Origin of the sequence: Nostoc sp. ATCC 53789 (assembly GCF_009873495.1) — a bacterium.
Lineage (GTDB): Bacteria > Cyanobacteriota > Cyanobacteriia > Cyanobacteriales > Nostocaceae > Nostoc > Nostoc muscorum_A.
The window spans coordinates 4,341,555-4,361,393 of sequence record NZ_CP046703.1 but is presented as its reverse complement, the minus strand read 5'-3'; the positions used below and the strand labels follow the sequence as shown (position 1 = coordinate 4,361,393).

The following is a 19,839-nucleotide window of genomic DNA, read 5'->3' as shown; positions in this document are numbered from 1 at the left end:
GGATGTAGGACTTTCGGAGTGGCAGAAATCATGAGTGTTGCAAAATCTGCATCCCTAACCCTAGAAGAATTTCTGAAGTTACCAGAAACAAAGCCTGCAAGTATTTATATTGATGGTGAGATTATCCAGAAACCAATGCCGAAAACCCGCCACTCCCGACTTCAGGGTAAGTTGATTAATGGGATTAATGAAGTCACAGAGAAAAAGCAAATCGCTTATGCTTTTCCAGAGTTGCGTTGTACTTTTGGTGGTCGCTCAATTGTTCCAGATGTGGCGGTTATTCGTTGGCAACAAATTGAGTTTGACGATAACGGAGAACCTGTAGATGATGTGTTAATTGCTCCAAACTGGACAATTGAAATTCTTTCTCCAGATCAAAGTTCTAATCGAGTTACCAATAATATTTTACACTGCCTAAAATATGGTTGTCAGCTAGGATGGTTAATCGATCCTGATGATCGCTCAGTTCTCATATTTAAACCACATCAACAACCAGAATTTTGCCATAGAGAAGATAGATTGACTGTTCTAGATGGTGTTGATTTAGAGTTGACAGTAGAACAAGTATTTGGATGGTTAAAGATGAAACCAGAGTGAGAAGATATATTAAAATTACCTCTAAATAATCGGTTTCTAGTTCTAAATACTCACAATGAAATTTACTGATATAGCTAAATTTGGAAATGCTTGTGGGTAAATCGTGCCTCCAGATAATGTGCTTTTTGAAGCATATTCTCCATCTTGAGGATCTCTAAATACTATAAGTTGTCGCTTTCTAAGATTAACTACCCAATATTCAGGAATTTCTACTTCAGCATAGACTTTAGCTTTTATTTGTAAGTCCTTATCTAAGCTGGAATCTGCATATTCGATCAACCAAAAGATATTTTCAGGATAGGGATGATGTTCTAAATATTCACGTCCCAATCTTTGTACAACAGCAATATCAGGCTCAGGTTCAGAGTTGTTAGGAAGGGTAATCGGTTTACTAGGGCGAACTGTGGCACGATTGCCTAAAAGTTGAATCAGATACTCTCCAGCTTCACTGCTGAAGTAGGCATGAGCTTCTCCTTCCGGTCGCATTTCTACTATTTCTCCCTTTAGTAGTTCTATACGCCGATTATCTAGTATACCTGCCGCAATCATGTGGTGATATTCATCTATTGTCCACTTAGCTGTAGTTACGGTCATAGAGACAATTTTTATTACCTAATAACATACATATTAACGCAATTATATAAGTCGCTATAAATCAAAACAAATTAACAATTTTTATCAAATCTAGTGTACAAACCACCATACTTAAACCAGTATTGCCTTAACTGATGACAAGGTGTAAACAAACTGGCTTTGACACGATAAAGAAGAACCTGTCGATGGTCGCCCATCCAAATTTTGTCAATCGGCTCAACAGAAATTAATGTTCCTCCTAGAGCGGCTATACAGTCAGTAAATCTATCAACGCAAGAATAGTCTATAGTTTCAAATATAAAAAAGTGACCGGAACATATTAAATGACGGCTTCTTATCCAACATTGGAGCTTTTTATGTGCTTGTGGCGGCAACATTGTTTTGCTTCAAATAATTTGAGATGAATGCAATAGTTACATCGATTTTTGGATAAATAAATTTCTTGCATAAAGCATTTTTTTAGCTCGCACAAAGGCGTAAATAAACGCTTAATCGTCTATTCAGCCTTTTTCAGTTAAGTGGAGCGCGACCAAGCAAATGCCTAAAGCTCAACTCAATTGCCCGATAACGAGGACAATTGCTGAAAAACCGGGAACTATATAACTCTGACTTTGCTACCAGACGGATAAATTCGCGGACGTTGATTTCGCTCCGCTTAAACTGCGACTCAGGCAAAGTAAGCCGTTCGCTTTCCATCACATACGTATTTCCTAAAACCTGTCTATATATAAGCCTGATAATAACCTCAAGTTCTTCTGGTGAATAACCAGGTACTCCTCCGATTGAGTGAGTGTCTTCAAACAGACTCACACCTAAATGTGAACTTTGCCCAAAAGCCATTTGCTGAAAATCTCCTGGCTAAACATAGAGTTCTTTTGGAACGTCTAAAGGAGGTTATTAAAAACCTACATAGGATAGAAAATTACATATAAAAAGTAAGGAAATCACTCATGAAATGGTAAAGAAATCGGAAAGAAGCAACGAAAACTAGAAATTGTTACTTTTTGCAATATTTCTCAATGGGAGTCCACAGATAGTTTTAAACATAAGTTGTATGGTTTAAAAAAAATTTATGCGGATTCTCTTAGTTGAAGATGATGTACGCCTTGCCGAGACTTTAGCAGAAGCCCTTACAGACCAGCGTTATATGGTTGATGTGGTGACAGATGGTGAGGCTGGATGGAATCAAGCCAAAATGCTGGACTATGATTTGCTGCTGTTGGATGTGATGTTGCCAGAACTCGATGGAATTAGTTTATGTCATCGATTGCGATCGCACAGCTACAGTATGCCTGTTCTCATGCTTACTGCGCGTGATACCGTTAGCGATAAAATCACCGGACTCGATGCGGGAGCTGATGATTATGTCGTTAAACCAGTGGATTTGCAAGAACTATTTGCCCGAATTCGCGCCTTGCTTCGTCGGGGTAACGTTTCATCGCCACCGATTTTGGAATGGGGCAATCTGCACCTCAATCCCAGCACTTATGAAGTGAGTTATGGGAAAAATATGCTACATTTAACCCCAAAAGAGTACGGCATATTAGAGTTATTGCTACGAAATGGTCGTCGTGTCCTTAGTCGCAGCGTAATTATTGAACATATTTGGTCGCTAGAGTCACCTCCAGAAGAACATGCTGTGAAAGTTCATCTCAGAAGCCTGCGTCAGAAGCTCAAAGCAGCCGGAGCTTTTGAAGATTTTATTGAAACAGTTCATGGTATTGGCTATCGTCTTAAACAACTCGAATAAAATGTTGTATTATATAGACCACTTGAGAAGATTTCAGCTATTAGCAAAAACTCTACTTTGTTTGCTTTGACTCTGAGTTTAAAAATATTATTTTTTTCAACGCACAGTAGCACAGAGGCTCGCAGAGGTTTCAGTTTTTTTCGCTACTAATTTGTGAAATACTCTATTTAAAGTACTTAAGGGTCAGATTTAAGATATTCTTGTAATTCTTGGGTACGCAGTTTTGTGAGATTTTCTAGACACCCAGCATAAATACTAGGGGCAATACTCCCTCCCTCATATTTACTTCTTTCAAACTCACAATTGGTATCTCGAAACTTTACCCATGCAAGTTGTGCAGCAATCAATTTCTGCTTCCTAGATTTTTCTAAGGTAGGTAGCAATTGTTGATAAGCTCGGTTCAGTCTTTTATCTGCATTCTGATAAGATAACTTCGCGCATTCATTAATTGCTGCTTGAGTTTGAGGATTATTGCAGTTAAATTTTTGAGCTAGGCGAATCTGGGGTAAATCAGGCGTTGTGCCTGCCATTGTCATCGAAGGGGTATCTAAACTGCTAAGAGTTAGCATACTTGCCAAAACTAGTAATAATTGACGCATGACAAAAATTTTATTGTTTAGGCAAGTATAGACAAAAGATACCAGAATGTGCAGTATTGATATGTTTCAACGCCGAAGACTTATAAACTTGTTACAAAAGATAAACCAGCCGTCGGAAGGAAGGCAAAATTTCACAAGAATGCTAGAAAGAATTTGGTATTTTAGTGATCTAAATAAAGTTTAGCTTTTATATTTTATGAATCGTTCCGCCTGTCTTATTTTTAATCCAGTTGCGGGTCAGGGAGACCCAGATATAGAACTGGCAGAAATTCGAGCAATATTAGAGCCAGATATTGATCTAGATATTCATCTCACAACTCAAGAAATTGATGCAGATCAACTAGCTTATGCAGCCGTAGAGCGAGGGGTGGATACAATCATTGCTTCGGGGGGAGATGGGACTCTCTCAGCAGCGGCAGCGGCTTTAGTAGGTACTGATATTTCATTTGGCATCATTTCCAGAGGAACAGCAAACGCTTTTGCCACAGCTTTGGGAATTCCTGACACGATCGCAGGTGCGTGTGAAACAATTTTGCAGGGAGGAACCCGTCATGTAGACGTAGCCTATTGCAACGATCGCCCAATGGTACTCTTGGCAGGTATTGGCTTTGAAGCTGAAACTGTAGAATTGGCAGACCGAGATGCCAAAAATCGCTTTGGAATGATGGCCTACGTTTTCGCTGGAATTCAGCAACTGAGAAATTTACGTAAATTTGATGTTGAAATTGAAACAGAAGACAGAATAATTAAAACTAGTGCCTGTGCAGTCACAGTCGCAAATGCCGCGCCTCCCACTTCCGTTTTAGCTCAGGGGCCAGCAGGTTTGGTTTATGATGATGGCTTACTAGATTTAACGATTGTAGCTCCAGCCAACAAAGCAGGAGCGATCGCTGCTACATTCCATCTATTCCAAACGGCTTCTACAGGTAACGCCGTAGAACGCGATGATATTGGCTTTCTGCGAGCCAAACAATTCAAAATTACAACTGAGCCACCGCAAAAGGTTGTTCTAGATGGTGAAATAGTCGGCACAACACCAGTAGAAATTAAGTGCATACCAGGTGGGTTGAAGATTTTTGTGCCATTAGTAGAAGAAGTTGAGCCTACCGAAAAACTAGAAGGACTCCCTAATTTGACTATTGAGATGAAAGATACGGTAGAAGAGTAAGGGAATTGGGAATTGGGAATTGGGAATTGGGAATTGGGCATGGAAAAGAGGACTTGGGGACAAGGAGAATTGGGGACAAGGGGAAAGACTTGTTGTAAGTTCTAAACTTTTGTCACCTTGTCCTCTTGTCCCTCTGCTCCCCTGCTCCCCTGCCCCCTGCCTCCTACTCCCTACCCCCTTCTCCCTGCAATTCAAGATTCAGGAGTATGTTGCATTGAAACTTGTATCAGATCCAGCGATCGCTAACAAAATTCGTAAAATGAATCAGCGAGTCAGATGGCAAGATCCGTTAATTGTGGAACGGAACATTGACCAAACTCGCCTGGTGTTGGAGGATGGTCAAGAAGATAATCCTGAGTTTTCATTTTTAGTTGTGGGTGATAGTGGTTCTGGTAAGCATCGGGGACACAATCCCCAACGACAGATAGCTGAACTGATGTTGCCCCATCACGATGAATCCCGTTTTATGCTGCATACCGGGGATGTGATTTATTTAGTGGGTTCGAGTGAATACTACCAGCAAAACTTCATTCAGCCTTACCGAGAGTTTATCTTGGGCGGAGAGCATCCGAAGCGGATTGCTTATGACCAGATGACTTTTAAGCTCCCCATTTTACCAGTACCGGGAAATCACGATTATTATAACTTGCCCATTTTATTGAGCTTGGCCTCTCTCACAACATTACCTCTTCGTCGCCTGTTGCGATCGCGGTTAGACCTAGATGTGGGTTTGCATGGCTCAGGAACCGGTGAAGCCTACGCACACGCATTTATAGACTATCTGAAGGCGTTGCAGCTTCCAGGAGAGTTAAGCAGCCATTTAGATCAGCACTACACAGGTAAGACAGATACAGGTCTTTGTCTTAAGTATGAACCTGGGCATTTTACCCGCCTTCCCAATCGTTACTACACTTTTCGCTATGGCGGAATTGATTTCTTCGCCTTGGATTCTAATACATTTAACGATCCACCACCTCTACCTAAAACAAAAAAAGGTGATGCCGATCGCAAAATCTTAGAAAAGCGCCGTGAAGATTTAGAACAAGAAAAGCAGTACATTATTGAAACCTCAGCCAAACTTCGACCCGAAAACCCCAGCGAAGCCGACCAATTAGACGATTACCACGCCAAGCTATCGCAAATTGAAGAAATTATTGTTGATATCGAGAAACAACTAGCTGCTAATAAAACAATTAAGACTGATATTGAACAACTAGACTGGCTCAAAAAGAGATTAATTGAATCTTGGAATAATTCAGAAGTTCGGGGAAGAGTGATTTATTTCCATCATCCTCCTTATGTAACTGAGGCGACAAAGTGGCAACAAGCACAAACTTTGATCATTCGCGATCGCTTCCGTGGGGTGCTGGATGCAGTAGCGAAAGAAATAGGTTCTCTAAATCAGGGTCGTCCTTTGGTTGATTTGGTATTAAACGGTCACGCCCACTGCTTAGAACATCTGGAGACAATGGATACAGGACACGCTGATTCTGGTATCCACTGGCTTGTTTGTGGTGGTAGCGGGTTTAGTTTACGCCGCCAAAGGATTGAGGGAGCAGATTTAATGGAGGAAAATAAATTAGTAGCGCGATCGCATCTGTTCATTGGTCGCAACGGTCAAGGTTCTCAAAAGCGACGACCTTATTCAGGTCTACGCATTGACGTTAAAGGCGATGGACAGCCTAAGTTTATTGTCCGTCCTTTGGTTGCCGAATGGCATCAGCGACAATGGCATAATCGGGAACTTGAGCCACTGATCATCTAAAGTCGAAGAAGAGGAGTGTGGGGAGAGAGGGGAGTGTGGGGGGTAAGACTTCTTTCTTCCCCATCCTCCCACACCTCCCGCACCTCCCACACCTCCCACACCCTTGTTTTCCCCTTCTTGGTAAAATATCCTTGAGCGATCGCCATTCAACTTTCACATCACGTTATCATCGGATATTGTGGAATTTCCGTGCGTAACTCGATAGCATCTATGACCGCCTCTCACTCTGAAACTCCATCTACCAAACCCGACGCAAGTACTTTTATTTCTGACCATCTACAGGTGGATCGCAGTAAGCTAAGTCAAATGTACTTGCATTATGTCGAGACGAAGGATAAATATCCTCACGCGGTATTGTTGTATCGGGTAGGAGATTTCTTTGAATGCTATTTCCAAGATGCTGTAAAACTAGCACAGGAATTAGAATTAGTCCTCACTAGCAAACAAGCTGGCGAACAAGGAAGAGTGGCGATGTCTGGTGTTCCACATCACGCTTGGGAACGCTACGCGACGATTCTAGTAGAAAAAGGTTATGCAGTCGTAATTTGCGACCAAGTAGAAGATGCTTCGGAAGCTGCTGGTAGATTGGTGCGGCGAGAAGTAACGCGCATTCTTACCCCAGGCACTTTGCTGGAAGAAGGAATGCTGAAATCCAGTCGCAATAATTACCTTGCAGCAGTGGTAATTGCCGCAAATCATTGGGGTTTAGCTTATGCAGACATCTCCACAGGGGAATTTCTGACAACTCAAGGTAGTGATTTAGAACATTTGACACAGGAATTAATGCGCTTGCAACCTTCAGAGGTGCTAGTTCCAACAAATGCGCCTGATTTGGGTAGTTTACTGCGTCCGGGAGAAACTTCCCCTCATTTACCGGAGTGTTTGCCACCATCATTTTGCTATAGTTTGCGATCGCAAGTTCCATTTTCTCAAGGCGAAGCTAGACCTAGATTATTGCAGAAATTTAAGGTGCGATCACTCGAAGGACTCGGTTGCGATCATCTTCCCCTCGCTGTTCGTGCGGCTGGTGGCCTTTTAGAATACCTGGAAGATACCCAAAAAGAAAACCCAGTTCCCCTGCAAAGACTCCGCACCTACACTGTCACCGACTACTTAATTGTTGATAGTCAAACCCGCCGTAACCTGGAAATTACCCAAACCGTCCGGGATGGCACTTTTCACGGTTCCCTACTCTGGTCATTGGATAGAACTAGTACAGCGATGGGTGGGCGGGCTTTACGGCGGTGGTTATTGCAACCACTACTTGATATTAAAGGCATTCGGGCGCGGCAAGAGACCATCCAAGAATTGATGGAAAATACGCCTCTGCGTCAAGATTTACGGCAGTTATTACGCCAAATTTATGACCTAGAACGCCTCACCGGAAGGGCTGGTTCTGGTACAGCTAATGCTAGAGATTTAGTAGCTTTGGCAGATTCTCTCTCACGTTTACCAGAATTATCTCATTTAGTAACTGAATCACATTCTCCATTCCTCAAAGCTTTGCAGAAAGTCCCAAGTGTGTTAGAAGAATTAGCACAAAAGTTACACGCGCACCTTGTGGAGTCGCCACCCATATTAATTAAAGAAGGCGGATTAATTCGCCCTAGCGTAAATCCTCTTTTGGATGAAAGAAAAGCGACTGTAGAAGCAGACCAGCAATGGATTGCTAACTTAGAAGTTGAGGAGAGGGCTAAGACGGGAATTTCGACATTGAAGGTAGGATTTAATAAAACTTTTGGTTATTACATCAGTATTTCCCGCACCAAAGCTGACCAAGTACCTGCTAATTACATCCGCAAGCAAACCCTGACCAATGAGGAACGTTATATCACCCCAGATTTGAAGGAACGAGAAGCCCGAATTCTCTCGGCGCGGGATGATTTAAATCAGTTGGAATATGAGATTTTTACGGCGTTACGGGAAGAGGTAGCACAAGAGGCGGAGGTAATTCGCAATCTATCTCGTGCAGTCGCGGCGGCAGATGTATTGTGTGGTTTGGCTGAGTTGGCAGTGCATCAAGGTTATTGTCGTCCAGAAATGTTGTCGGGAAGGGAGATAAACATTATTGATGGTCGTCATCCGGTGGTGGAACAATCTTTACCTGCGGGTTTCTTTGTGCCGAATTCGACGCAATTAGGTCAAGAGTCATTAGTCAGTAGTCATCTGTCATTAGCAGATAATCAAGAACAAATAACAAATGACCAAGGACAAATGACAAATGACAATCCCGATTTGATTATCCTCACCGGGCCAAATGCTAGCGGCAAAAGTTGTTATTTGCGTCAGGTGGGATTGATTCAGTTAATGGCGCAGATTGGTAGTTTTGTACCAGCTAGGTTGGCTAAATTGGGAATATGCGATCGCATTTTCACCCGTGTAGGGGCAGTAGATGATTTAGCAACTGGTCAATCTACCTTCATGGTGGAAATGAATGAAACGGCGAATATTCTCAACCATGCCACATCTAGGTCGCTGGTATTATTAGATGAAATTGGTCGGGGAACAGCAACATTTGATGGTCTTTCCATCGCTTGGGCCGTGGCGGAATATATCGCAGTAGATATTCGGGCACGAACGATTTTTGCGACTCATTACCATGAATTGAATGAACTAGCTAGCATTGTACCGAATGTGGCTAATTATCAAGTGACAGTGAAAGAATTACCCGACCAAATTATCTTTTTACACCAAGTCCAACCGGGAGGCGCTGATAAGTCTTACGGTATTGAAGCAGGAAGATTGGCGGGTTTACCAGCAGTGGTGATTCAACGAGCCAAACAAGTGATGGGGCAAATTGAGAAACATAGTAAGATTGCGATGGGGCTGCAAAATCTGGATTGATATCTTACTGCATTGCCTTAACAATTCGACTGACGGCATTGCATGATAAATGACGAGAATGTAAGTACATCATGTAGATACGCTTGAAGATGAGCAACTCTTACAACATTCGTAGTACCAAAATTGGTAACAGTGCAGGGTTTAGACTACCTGTTGAATTTTATCTGGAACATCCTCAGTTTGCCAATGCAGATGGTTGGATAGAGGTATTGTCGCCGGATACTGCAATTTTGCGGATTGTAGCTCAATCTGGTGATGATGAAGATGCAGAAGATTCAGTAATGATGCGGCTGTTTCTCGATTTTGCTATGACAGAAACGCTTAAAAATAACACGCTGCAACCTTATACAACTGAAATGTCTGAGGTTGCCCACGAACTAATTGCGGGTGTGGAATTAGACGATGAATTATTAGAAGATACCTAGTATTGCTACCAAGTGTTTACTAAGATGGTTGAACGAGGGACATTTCCAGACAGTTTAGATGAGTTGTTGACAGATTGTGAGGTAACGGAGGATTAAAAGAGGAAGAGAGTTGCCAACTAGTTGAAATCTTGTTGACCTTTATGCTTAAAATTGCACAAGAGGTTTTTTTAGCATCTACTAAAAGCTAAAGTTGACCCTTTGCAGGACTCCCATAAGCAATGCTGACTGAAATTTTACCTTTTTCCTTTGAGTTAGACACGATCGCGATCGCCGGAGCGAGTTTGTGGTCATTGGCGCTATATCTAGGTTTTTCCCCTGTCAATCAATGGGTAATCGAACAACTCAATCGCTGGTTTAACTTTGCCGAGCGATCGCTTTATACTAGCCAAACAGAGTTTGAAAAGACTCGCAAAGGCAGAGAAGCCCAAAATGCTTTCTACGCCTCATTATTTAGCATCGCGCCTTTTCTGGTAGTTGGTGCTTTATGTAACTGGGGTCTGGAAATTAGTCTAGGTGAGAGTTGGGGAATTAGTACAGGAATATTAGCTTGTATGGGTGCCGGCATTTATGAACTTGGGCGCAGGGATGGAGAATCTTCCGATTAAGTAGAGAGAAGAACAGGAAAAACTGACTGCAACTTCTCCTCCTACTTCTCAATTTCCTCGCAAACAATCTGTGCTATTTTCAGGGCTGCACCGCTTTCGCCACGAATATTACGGAGTTTAGCGCGGATATCATCCAATTTTTCTGGATGGGCTAATAAGTCTAGAAGCATTTCCCCAATTTCTGCCGGTTGAATTTTACCCATAAGTTCTGGTACTATCTCTTCCTTTGCCCAGATATTTGGCCATGCTAATAAACCTTTGCGTCTTACGAATCTTAGGAATAACCAATTGATTACGTTAGCAAAAAGTGTACCTACTCCTGGCAGATTTGCTAACAACCCAGGTAAACCATCCCAAGCACGCATGGCATCAAGTTGCTGGGTTGGCAGTAAAACAATCATTGGCACTGCTAAAGCACCGAGTTCGGCGGTGTTTGCCCCCACTGTCGTCAAGCAGATGCAGCACTGGGATAATAACTGATATGCGGGGTTTTCTTGCCACAGTTCCACAGTTACGCCCGTTGCTGTTTTGAGCAATGGTTTGCCTCTATTGTCCTCTGGGACAATTAAGGAAGCACCACCAAAGCCAAAGATTTCAGCAATAGAGTTCCTTTGAGGATCGGCAAAACTAGCTAAAGTTTGTAAATCCAAAGTTGGGGCTACAGGAACTACAAATTTAGTTTGCGGTCTTTTCGCGTGAACATATTCGGCAATACTTAAAATTAATGGTACTCCTTGGGCTAATTTTGCTGCTTTTGATCCAGGGAGTAGACCAATCAATTCAGTCTTTTGTCCTACGCTGTGGGAAGTCGCTGACGCGTCTATGTCATTAGTCATTTGTCCTTTGTCATTTGCTAAAGACAAATGACCAATGACTAATGACGAATGACTACTAGCTTCTACCATCAAATCACCTACAACGGTAAATTTGTGAGCATATTTTTGGGGGACGCGGGCCGCAACTTCAGGTTTCATCACGCCAAAACGATCAATCCAGTTATGCCACCTGGCTGACCATTCGGCGTAAACTACTGTGCGATATCCGAGCTTTTTACCTATAACTACAGGGAAAATTTGATCGCCACCGAGAAAAACAACTACACCGCGACTTCTCCAGTCCCAATTATCAAAAGTTTTACCCCAGAGCAAAAATTGCCAAAAATGCTCTGCGGCCTGTACTCTATCTACTTCTGGATAAGAAAGTGCGATCGCAGCTTCTTTACCACTAGCATTTGAGCAAGGTGATAAGATTACACTGATCCTCACTTGATTTCGGTCATCGCCGAATTTTTGCCGCAATGCCCTTACTACTGGGCGCACCCAGGTTGTTACCTCACCAGGGCCATTTGATAGGATGAGAATATCTACTTGAGTCATTAGTTAATGGTCAAAAGTTAGGGATCATTACTCAAGAGGCAAATATTAATTAATTCGTTCCTAAGTTATCAGCGATAGTATCATTTGTAAGTAGGATTTAATACATGTATCCAAAGTACAGTAAAAATAGAGCATAGGCGTAGCTCGTTGTAAATATTACCTGGACCTTGTGAGATCCAAACTCAAAATTTGAGGTTAAAAGGCTCAACCTTCACCCTCAGAGGCTCAAATGAAGATTACTAACCATAAGCCGCTGCTTTGAAATCTTTCTATGTAAATAGGATTTCCACCCCCAAGGGAGGAGATTTCCCAATGGAGACGAAGTAGAATCTAAAATAAACTTGACAAACTGTTTATGCAATGGGCTAATTTTCTAGCCAACGAAGCTGCTACCCATAGCTTATCCCTACAGCAAACAGCAGCTTTTGTAGAGTATTTTCAGACTGAACACTTAGGTAAAAGTGAAGCGAAACTTGCTAGCGAATTAAACGTTGATATTGCTGTTTTCAAAAAGTTGCTAGATGAAGTATATAAAAAGTTTGTCCAAAACTATCCTGAGTTAACAATTTCCAACAGTCGGGATAAACTACAAAAGTTACAATCTTACCTGACAGCAAAATATAATAGCGAATTGAATATCCTCAAACCATTAGCGGCGATGAAATTATTAAAAACGCTAGTGGCTCGGGAAAGACTGCAAAAAGAACCTTGGATTGCGAGAAGAATTTGTAAATTTTTAGGATATTTACCTTTAGCGCTAGAGTTAGTAGGGCAATATCTGGATAAGATGCCAGGTTTGTCTCTGGAAACACTACTGAAGCGGCTAGAGAAAAAGCGAGTGGAACATGAAAACGTGGTCAATGAGAACTCATTGATGCCTGATAAAGACGGTGTAGCTGAAGCTTTTGAGTTGAGTTGGGAACAGTTGGATGAAAATGCAAAAAGCTTTGGCTGTTTACTAAGTTTGTGTGCCTTAGCTGACATTCCATTATCTATTGGGACGGTAAAAGATGACAAAAAACAAGAACTTTGGGAGAAAGCTATAGCCGACTTACTGGAATTACATTTACTACAACAAAAAAGTCAAGGAATTTATCATCTAAATCCAACGATTCGGCAACTTTTCCAAATGAAGTTGGAGGAGTCAGGTGAGGCAGATGAAGCAAAAACTAAATTTGCAGCGATGATGTTAGAGGTAGCAAAGCTAATTCCGCAACAGCTTACCCCTGAAGATATTGTCAATTTCACTCCACATATCCCGCACATAACAGAAGTTGCAACCCACTTATCCCAGTATGTGAGCGATGAAAATCTCATCACTCTATTTACCAAATTAGCCTGGTTTTATCAAGGTCAAGGACTTTATCAGCAAGCAGAACCTTGGTTGCAGCAATGTGTAGAACTAACTAAAAATCGTCTTGGTTTAGAACATCTCGATGTCGCCACTAGCCTGAACAATTTAGCGCAACTTTACGATTTTACAGGACGTTACAGCGAAGCTGAACCACTTTATCAGCAAGCTTTAGAGCTGAGAAAACGCCTGTTGGGAGAGGAACATACCGATGTTGCCACTACCTTGAGCTATTTAGCATTACTCTATGAATCTACAGGACGCTACAAAGAAGCTGAACCACTTTATCAGCAAGCTTTAAAACTGTGGAAACGCCTAGTGGGAGAAGAACATCCCCATGTTGCCACTACCCTGAACAATTTAGCAGCCTTGTACTGTTACACAGGACGCTATAGCAAAGCCGAACCTTTGCTGAAGAAATCCTTAGAACTGAGAAAACGCCTGCTAGGAGACAACCATCTTGATGTCGCCACTAGCCTGAATAATTTAGCGCAACTCTACGAATCGACAAGACGCTACAGTAAAGCCGAACCTTTGTATAAGCAAGCTTTAGAACTGAGTAAACGCCTACTGGGAGAGGAACATCCCGATGTTGCCATTAGCCTGAATAATATCGCATCACTCTACCGTCAGACAAGACGCTACAAGAAAGCCAAACCCTTATTTGAGCAAGCTTTGAAAATTTGCGAACGAACTTTAGGTGTAGGTCATCCTACTACTATGACGATTCGGGCAAATTATGCCAGCTTTTTAAGAGAAGCATATCGCTAGCGTAGACGCATTAGCGAAGCGGTAGCGACGTTCGCGTAGCGTCTCGCAGAGAAGGAGCGTCAGAGGCTTGTCGTTAGACATCGCTGCGCCTAATTCGTAATTCGTAATTAAAGACTGTTTCAGACTTTTATTTAGACCACGATACTTCCTTAGTCTGTCCTACCCCTATTAGTTAAAATCTAACCCCTCTCCACCAGCGAAGAAGAGGGGTGAGATTTTACTTACATCCTAAAGACTGGCGAGTATCTACACCAGTTTTAGAATTTACCCCACTTGCTTTAACACAAAGCTTTTTCACTTGCGTTCCATCTAAAATTGCATTCGTAAAATCAGCACCTGTGACATTTACATCATCAAAAGTAGAACGCAGCATCATTGCATCGGTCAACACAGCATCACTTAAATCAGCATCTTTAAACCTTGTGAGATAAGCTATGCCTTCACTAAAATCAGCACCATGCAGATTTGCTCCCTCCAATAGGGTACCGTTAAACACGCCACCACGTAAGTCAGCATTGCTAAAATTAGCATTTTCTAATTTGAGATTGGTAAACTCAGTACCAACTAAACTTTGACCAGAGTAATCCTTACCCTTGAGTTCATCATTACCCACAGAACGGGTAATACTAGAAGAACTTGCAGCTTCCGCCGATAGGGGAAACAAAAAAAGAACCATAGCTAAGACAAAGCTAGCTAACAGCCGCCAATATTTCATAATCTCTTCTTAATAAATCTCAACACTTTTACTATTAACTATTAAACCTCACAGAAGGGAATAGGGTGCAGGTTACAGGTTACAGGGTACAGATTATTTCCTATTACCTGTCACTTGTCACCTGTCCCCTGTCCCCTGTCTCCTGTCCCCTGTCACCTCTTCCCTAATCTCTCGTAGGATGATAGATGTTGAGGTGCGATGCCTAACGGCAAGTTGCTCCGCATCTACGCAATAATTACCTGTGGCTAATCAAGAAGACAACGCCCAATCTCTGGCACGAACCCCTTTATATCAAGTGGGTGTAGAACTCAAAGCCCGCTTTACTAGTTTTGGTGGCTGGGAAATGCCCGTGCAATTTAGTGGCATTAGCCGCGAACACGAGGCTGTAAGAAATACAGCCGGAATGTTCGATATTTCCCACATGGGTAAATTTACCCTCCAAGGTAAAAATCTCATTTCCCAACTCCAGCCTCTAGTGCCTTCAGACTTGAGTCGATTGCAACCCGGTCAAGCACAATACACCGTATTGTTAAATCCCCAAGCGGGAATTATTGACGACATCATTGTTTATTACCAAGGTGAAGACACCACTGGTATACAAAAGGTATTTATCATCGTCAATGCAGCAACCTCTGGTAAAGATAAAGCATGGATTTTGCAACATCTTGACCTGGATAAAGTGCAATTCCAAGACCTTTCACCAGATAAAGTCTTAATTGCCGTGCAAGGGCCAAAAGCGATTAAATATCTTCAGCCTTTAGTGCAAGAAGACTTACAACCAATCAAAGCCTTCGGACATTTAGAAGCAACCTTACTAGGTAAATCTGCCTTCCTAGCCCGCACAGGTTACACCGGAGAAGATGGCTTTGAGGTGATGGTAGACCCAGATGTGGGAGTAGAATTGTGGCGAAGTCTCCATAAAAGTGGTGTTATCCCCTGTGGACTTGGTGCGAGAGACACTCTGCGCCTAGAAGCAGCGATGGCACTTTACGGACAAGATATTGATGACACCACCACACCCTTAGAAGCGGGTTTGGGGTGGCTAGTCCACTTAGATACCAAAGGTGATTTTATTGGAAGAGAAGTTTTAGCAGAGCAAAAATCCAAGGGAGTGAAGCGTCGATTGGTGGGTTTACAAACTCAAGGACGCAACATTGCCCGTCATGGCTACCAAGTGTTATCCACAGGTAAAGTTGTGGGAGAAGTTTCTAGTGGCACTTTGTCACCTACACTGGGTTATCCCATTGCTTTAGCTTACGTTCCTACCCAATTAGCAACCGTTGGTCAACAGCTAGAAGTCGAAATTCGCGGCAAAGCTTACCCAGCAGTTTTAGTTAAACGTCCTTTTTATCGGTCAAAAAATCGTGCTGCTAACTAACAAGCGCCAAGGTTTTTGAGGAATAATGTGTTGTGAGTTACTCAATCTACAGTAAGGTTCATTACCATATATGGCTTGGATGACTGTTGGGGCAATAATTTTTTTGATAAGGGAGAGGAAGTGATATGTCTTTTGAATATCCTCAAGATTTCAGATACTTGGATTCTCATGAATACGTGCGAATAGATGGCGAAATTGCCACCATTGGCATTACTGAGTTTGCCGTACATGAATTGGGTGATATCGTCTTTTTGGAACTGCCAGAAATTGGCGACGCTCTTACCAGGGGAGAAAACTTTGGCACAATTGAATCAGTGAAAGCCGTTGAAGAGCTTAATTCACCAGTCACCGGTACTGTTATAGAACGCAATGAAGCCTTAATTAATTCTCCTGAAGAAGTGTCAGAAGACCCCTACGGAGAAGGGTGGTTTTTGAAAGTGCGCGTCAATGACCCTGGTGAAGTTGAAGATGCTTTGACAGCAGATGAATATCGAGCGCAAGTAGAAGGAGAGTAAAGAGTGGGAGATGAGAGGACAAGGAGGACAGGTAAAAATTTCCTCCCCATCTCCCTTGTCTCCCGCATCTCTCCTATCTGCCATTCCACTCGAAAATAAGTCATGAAATTTAGATAAATTGAAAAGTTACACCTACTTCTCATCAGTATTTATTGCAAAATATGAAATAGTACCATCTGGAGAGTAATTTGTGGTATTGAACGCCCCTATTCTCAAGTCTAATGAGCAGCAAGTGCTGGACGAAAAAAGTCAAAAGTTGAGTAGTTTTGTGCCAAGACATATTGGCCCTAACTCCGACGACATCCAGCTTATGCTTAAGGTTTTGGGATTTCCCAGCCTGGATGCCCTAATTGACCAAACAGTTCCCCAGACAATCAGGCTGAAGCAACCCCTAAAGTTACCAGAAGCCGAAAGTGAGTATGCAGCACTGACATCTTTAAAAAAAGTTGCTGCAAAAAATGAGGTTTTCCGTTCATACATCGGTATGGGATATTACGACACTATTACCCCACCTGTAATTGGGCGTAACATCCTAGAAAATCCCGGTTGGTATACTGCCTACACTCCTTATCAGCCAGAAATTGCCCAAGGGCGACTTGAAGCGCTGCTAAATTTCCAAACCCTGATTATCGACCTCACAGGTTTGGAAATCGCCAATGCTTCGTTACTGGATGAAGCCACAGCCGCAGCTGAAGCAATGAGTCTAAGCTATGGTGTTTGTAAAAATCAGGCAAATGCTTATTTCGTCTCTGGTGACTGCCATCCCCAAACTATCGACGTGTTGCAAACACGGGCTAAACCATTAGGGATTAAGATTATTGTCGGCGATCATCAAACATTTGATTTTGGTCAACCAATTTTTGGGGCTGTTCTACAATACCCCGCTAGTGATGGCACCATTTACGACTACCGCGCTTTTATAGAAAAAGCCCATGCTAAGGGTGCATTGGTGACGGTAGCAGCAGATCCTTTAAGTTTAACTTTGCTCACCCCTCCTGGGGAATTTGGCGCTGATATTGCTGTCGGTAGCACCCAGCGCTTTGGTATTCCGTTGGGGTTTGGGGGGCCTCATGCGGCATACTTTGCGACGAAGGAAGAGTATAAGCGGCTGGTTCCAGGGCGAATTGTGGGAGTATCAAAAGATGCTCAAGGTAAACCTGCATTGCGTCTCGCCTTACAAACCCGCGAACAGCACATCCGCCGCGAGAAAGCTACTAGTAATATTTGTACTGCACAGGTGCTACTGGCGGTGATGGCGAGTATGTACGCTGTCTATCATGGGCCAGATGGACTTAAGACAATAGCTCAAAGGATACATTCCCTGACTTTGGTTTTGGCAGAGTGGTTGCAGCGACTAGGTTATAGCATCAGTTCTAAACCTTTCTTTGATACGCTACAGGTGGAGTTAGGAACTAAACCTCTGCAAGAAATTCTACAAGCTGCTGAAGCTCGTCAAATTAATCTACGTATTTTTGATACATCTACTGTTGGTATTTCGCTTGATGAGACTACCACATTGGATGATGTGCGAGATATATGCCAGATTTTTGCGGGGACAGATGAGCTACGGTTTGTTTTGAATGTGCAAGAGATGGAATGGATAATTCAGCAATCAGGTTTAAGCGGTGAACCATTTAGCCGTCAAAGCACCTATCTCACTCACCCAGTTTTTAACCGCTATCACTCAGAAACTGAGTTGTTGCGTTATCTGCACAAGCTAGAAGCTAAGGACTTGTCGCTAACTACATCGATGATTCCTTTGGGTTCTTGCACAATGAAGTTGAATGCAACTGCTGAGATGATTCCGGTAAGTTGGGAGGAATTTGGCAAGATTCATCCATTTGCCCCCGCGTCCCAAACCCAAGGTTATCAAATCCTATTCCAGCAACTTGAGGCATGGTTAGCTGAAATTACTGGTTTTGCTGGAATTTCTCTACAACCAAATGCTGGTTCTCAGGGCGAGTATGCTGGACTTTTAGTAATTCGTCAATATCACGAAAATCGGGGTGAAGCACACCGCAACGTCTGTTTGATTCCCACCTCGGCACACGGGACAAATCCAGCAAGTGCAGTGATGTGTGGAATGAAGGTGGTGGCTGTTGCCTGTGACTCACAAGGTAATATTGACGTTGATGACTTGAAGGCGAAGGCAGAAAAACACAGCAATGAACTCGCCGCCTTAATGGTGACATATCCCTCAACTCACGGTGTTTTTGAGGAACCAATTCAGGAAATCTGCGCTGTTGTCCATAGTCATGGTGGACAAGTTTATATGGATGGGGCAAATATGAATGCCCAAGTGGGAATTTGCCGTCCTGGAGATATTGGCGCGGATGTCTGCCATTTAAACTTGCACAAAACCTTCTGTATTCCTCATGGTGGCGGTGGCCCTGGTATGGGGCCTATCGGAGTAGCGTCTCATCTCGTGCCTTTTCTCCCTGGGCATCCTGTTGTCACTATCGATAAGTCAACTCAGCACTCACATATTGGTGCTGTGGCGGCTGCACCTTGGGGTAGTGCAAGTATCTTGGTGATTTCTTGGATGTACATCGCCATGATGGGTGCAGATGGTTTAACCCAAGCAACTAAGGTGGCGATTCTCAACGCTAACTACATTGCCAAGAAACTGGAATCGTACTATCCGGTTTTGTATCAGGGAAAAAATGGTCTAGTTGCCCATGAATGTATTTTAGATTTGCGATCGCTAAAAAAATCAGCTGCGATCGAAATCGATGATGTCGCCAAGCGTCTGATAGATTATGGTTTCCATGCGCCGACTGTCTCCTGGCCTGTAGGAGGTACAATCATGGTGGAACCTACAGAAAGTGAATCTAAGCAAGAGTTGGATCGTTTCTGTGATGCCTTGATTGCTATTCGCCAAGAAATCGCCGAAATAGAAGTTGGCAAGGTGGATATCCAAGATAATGTTTTGAAGAACGCACCCCACACTGCCGAAAGTCTTATCACCGGAGAATGGCAGCATCCTTATTCTCGTGAACAAGCTGCCTACCCTGCACCTTGGACTCGTGAGTATAAATTCTGGCCTGCTGTCGGTCGCATTGATGCAGCCTTTGGCGATAGGAATTTTGTTTGTTCTTGTCTGCCAATGGATGCTTATTCCTCATAAAACCATACAGTTTAGTTAAAACTTGCTCCCCCTAACTCTCGTTTACAGAAAGTTGGGGGGATTTTTTTAGAATAAACTCTCTCTCTGCGTAAGATAGAAATATTTATAGTTCAATACAGTTCAGATAAGACCAAAACCCTTGTAGAGACGGCGATTTATCGCGTCTCGAAAACCCAAAATTTTCGCCAGTAGCCCTTAACTGAACCGTATTGATTTATAGTTGAGCCTCAGAAGGTCAACGTTGAGGTTTGGAACTCGA

Annotated in this window: 16 protein-coding genes; 11 read left to right on the top strand and 5 right to left on the bottom strand. The window is 42.8% G+C overall.

What is annotated here, in order from left to right:
- Positions 1–30: 30 nt before the first annotated feature.
- The gene (locus tag GJB62_RS17865) at positions 31–597 is read left to right on the top strand and encodes a Uma2 family endonuclease (protein WP_114081211.1); all 567 of its coding nucleotides are present in this window, start codon (positions 31–33) and stop codon (positions 595–597) included.
- A 42-nt stretch (positions 598–639) separates the two neighbouring features.
- Here the strand turns inward: GJB62_RS17865 and GJB62_RS17860 are convergent, their stop codons facing one another.
- The gene (locus GJB62_RS17860; protein WP_181852812.1) at positions 640–1,191 is read right to left on the bottom strand and encodes a Uma2 family endonuclease; all 552 of its coding nucleotides are present in this window, start codon (positions 1,189–1,191) and stop codon (positions 640–642) included.
- 510 nt (positions 1,192–1,701) lie between these two features.
- Entirely contained in the window at positions 1,702–2,031 is a 330-nt protein-coding gene (locus GJB62_RS17855) for a phycobilisome rod-core linker polypeptide (protein WP_245245957.1), read from the bottom strand.
- A 232-nt stretch (positions 2,032–2,263) separates the two neighbouring features.
- Here GJB62_RS17855 and GJB62_RS17850 point away from each other — a divergent pair, with 232 nt between their 5' ends.
- Positions 2,264–2,941, top strand: a complete 678-nt coding sequence (locus tag GJB62_RS17850) for a response regulator transcription factor (RefSeq protein WP_012410149.1) — start codon at positions 2,264–2,266, stop codon at positions 2,939–2,941.
- 176 nt (positions 2,942–3,117) lie between these two features.
- Here the strand turns inward: GJB62_RS17850 and GJB62_RS17845 are convergent, their stop codons facing one another.
- Positions 3,118–3,540 (bottom strand): lysozyme inhibitor LprI family protein, encoded by a 423-nt coding sequence (locus GJB62_RS17845; RefSeq protein WP_114081214.1) that lies wholly within the window; start codon positions 3,538–3,540, stop codon positions 3,118–3,120.
- Between the two features lie 196 nt (positions 3,541–3,736).
- On the opposite strand from GJB62_RS17845, the gene GJB62_RS17840 reads away from it, so the two are divergent.
- The 5 genes from GJB62_RS17840 to GJB62_RS17820 all read left to right on the top strand — a co-directional run bounded on the left by GJB62_RS17840 (position 3,737) and on the right by GJB62_RS17820 (position 10,347).
- On the top strand, positions 3,737–4,708 hold the full coding sequence (locus GJB62_RS17840; RefSeq protein WP_114081215.1) for a YegS/Rv2252/BmrU family lipid kinase: 972 nt from the start codon (positions 3,737–3,739) through the stop codon (positions 4,706–4,708).
- 214 nt (positions 4,709–4,922) lie between these two features.
- Positions 4,923–6,473: a metallophosphoesterase gene (locus tag GJB62_RS17835; protein WP_114081216.1), complete on the top strand. Its 1,551-nt coding sequence runs from the start codon at positions 4,923–4,925 to the stop codon at positions 6,471–6,473.
- A gap of 210 nt (positions 6,474–6,683) precedes the next feature.
- Entirely contained in the window at positions 6,684–9,317 is a 2,634-nt protein-coding gene (gene mutS / locus GJB62_RS17830) for a DNA mismatch repair protein MutS (protein WP_114081217.1), read from the top strand.
- Between the two features lie 89 nt (positions 9,318–9,406).
- Positions 9,407–9,742, top strand: a complete 336-nt coding sequence (locus GJB62_RS17825) for a hypothetical protein (protein WP_114081218.1) — start codon at positions 9,407–9,409, stop codon at positions 9,740–9,742.
- A 218-nt stretch (positions 9,743–9,960) separates the two neighbouring features.
- On the top strand, positions 9,961–10,347 hold the full coding sequence (locus GJB62_RS17820) for a hypothetical protein (protein WP_114081219.1): 387 nt from the start codon (positions 9,961–9,963) through the stop codon (positions 10,345–10,347).
- A 41-nt stretch (positions 10,348–10,388) separates the two neighbouring features.
- On the opposite strand, the gene GJB62_RS17815 is transcribed toward GJB62_RS17820, so the two are convergent.
- The gene (locus tag GJB62_RS17815; protein WP_114081220.1) at positions 10,389–11,723 is read right to left on the bottom strand and encodes a lipid-A-disaccharide synthase; all 1,335 of its coding nucleotides are present in this window, start codon (positions 11,721–11,723) and stop codon (positions 10,389–10,391) included.
- 355 nt (positions 11,724–12,078) lie between these two features.
- On the opposite strand from GJB62_RS17815, the gene GJB62_RS17810 reads away from it, so the two are divergent.
- Positions 12,079–13,845, top strand: a complete 1,767-nt coding sequence (locus GJB62_RS17810) for a tetratricopeptide repeat protein (RefSeq protein WP_114081221.1) — start codon at positions 12,079–12,081, stop codon at positions 13,843–13,845.
- Positions 13,846–14,062: 217 nt separating this feature from the next.
- On the opposite strand, the gene GJB62_RS17805 is transcribed toward GJB62_RS17810, so the two are convergent.
- Positions 14,063–14,560 (bottom strand): pentapeptide repeat-containing protein, encoded by a 498-nt coding sequence (locus GJB62_RS17805; protein ID WP_114081222.1) that lies wholly within the window; start codon positions 14,558–14,560, stop codon positions 14,063–14,065.
- Positions 14,561–14,801: 241 nt separating this feature from the next.
- Between GJB62_RS17805 and gcvT the strand changes: the two genes are divergently transcribed.
- From gcvT to gcvP, 3 genes are all read left to right on the top strand, one after another.
- Positions 14,802–15,938 carry a glycine cleavage system aminomethyltransferase GcvT gene (gcvT, locus tag GJB62_RS17800; protein WP_114081223.1) on the top strand — a complete coding sequence of 379 codons (1,137 nt, stop codon included), beginning with the start codon at positions 14,802–14,804 and terminating at the stop codon, positions 15,936–15,938.
- 125 nt (positions 15,939–16,063) lie between these two features.
- Complete coding sequence (gcvH, locus tag GJB62_RS17795; protein WP_069072677.1) at positions 16,064–16,453, top strand: glycine cleavage system protein GcvH; 390 nt, start codon at positions 16,064–16,066, stop codon at positions 16,451–16,453.
- A 190-nt stretch (positions 16,454–16,643) separates the two neighbouring features.
- Complete coding sequence (gene gcvP / locus GJB62_RS17790; RefSeq protein WP_114081224.1) at positions 16,644–19,580, top strand: aminomethyl-transferring glycine dehydrogenase; 2,937 nt, start codon at positions 16,644–16,646, stop codon at positions 19,578–19,580.
- The last annotated feature ends 259 nt before the right edge of the window (positions 19,581–19,839 follow it).

Coding starts and splice junctions, on each gene's coding strand:
- GJB62_RS17850 (WP_012410149.1), top strand. CDS start 2,264: ATGCGGATTCTCTTAGTTGAAGATGATGTACGCCTTGCCGAGACTTTA.
- GJB62_RS17840 (WP_114081215.1), top strand. CDS start 3,737: ATGAATCGTTCCGCCTGTCTTATTTTTAATCCAGTTGCGGGTCAGGGA.
- GJB62_RS17860 (WP_181852812.1), bottom strand. CDS start 1,191: ATGACCGTAACTACAGCTAAGTGGACAATAGATGAATATCACCACATG.
- GJB62_RS17815 (WP_114081220.1), bottom strand. CDS start 11,723: ATGACTCAAGTAGATATTCTCATCCTATCAAATGGCCCTGGTGAGGTA.
- GJB62_RS17845 (WP_114081214.1), bottom strand. CDS start 3,540: ATGCGTCAATTATTACTAGTTTTGGCAAGTATGCTAACTCTTAGCAGT.
- GJB62_RS17855 (WP_245245957.1), bottom strand. CDS start 2,031: ATGGCTTTTGGGCAAAGTTCACATTTAGGTGTGAGTCTGTTTGAAGAC.
- GJB62_RS17810 (WP_114081221.1), top strand. CDS start 12,079: ATGCAATGGGCTAATTTTCTAGCCAACGAAGCTGCTACCCATAGCTTA.
- GJB62_RS17865 (WP_114081211.1), top strand. CDS start 31: ATGAGTGTTGCAAAATCTGCATCCCTAACCCTAGAAGAATTTCTGAAG.
- GJB62_RS17805 (WP_114081222.1), bottom strand. CDS start 14,560: ATGAAATATTGGCGGCTGTTAGCTAGCTTTGTCTTAGCTATGGTTCTT.
- GJB62_RS17825 (WP_114081218.1), top strand. CDS start 9,407: ATGAGCAACTCTTACAACATTCGTAGTACCAAAATTGGTAACAGTGCA.
- mutS (WP_114081217.1), top strand. CDS start 6,684: ATGACCGCCTCTCACTCTGAAACTCCATCTACCAAACCCGACGCAAGT.
- GJB62_RS17820 (WP_114081219.1), top strand. CDS start 9,961: ATGCTGACTGAAATTTTACCTTTTTCCTTTGAGTTAGACACGATCGCG.
- gcvH (WP_069072677.1), top strand. CDS start 16,064: ATGTCTTTTGAATATCCTCAAGATTTCAGATACTTGGATTCTCATGAA.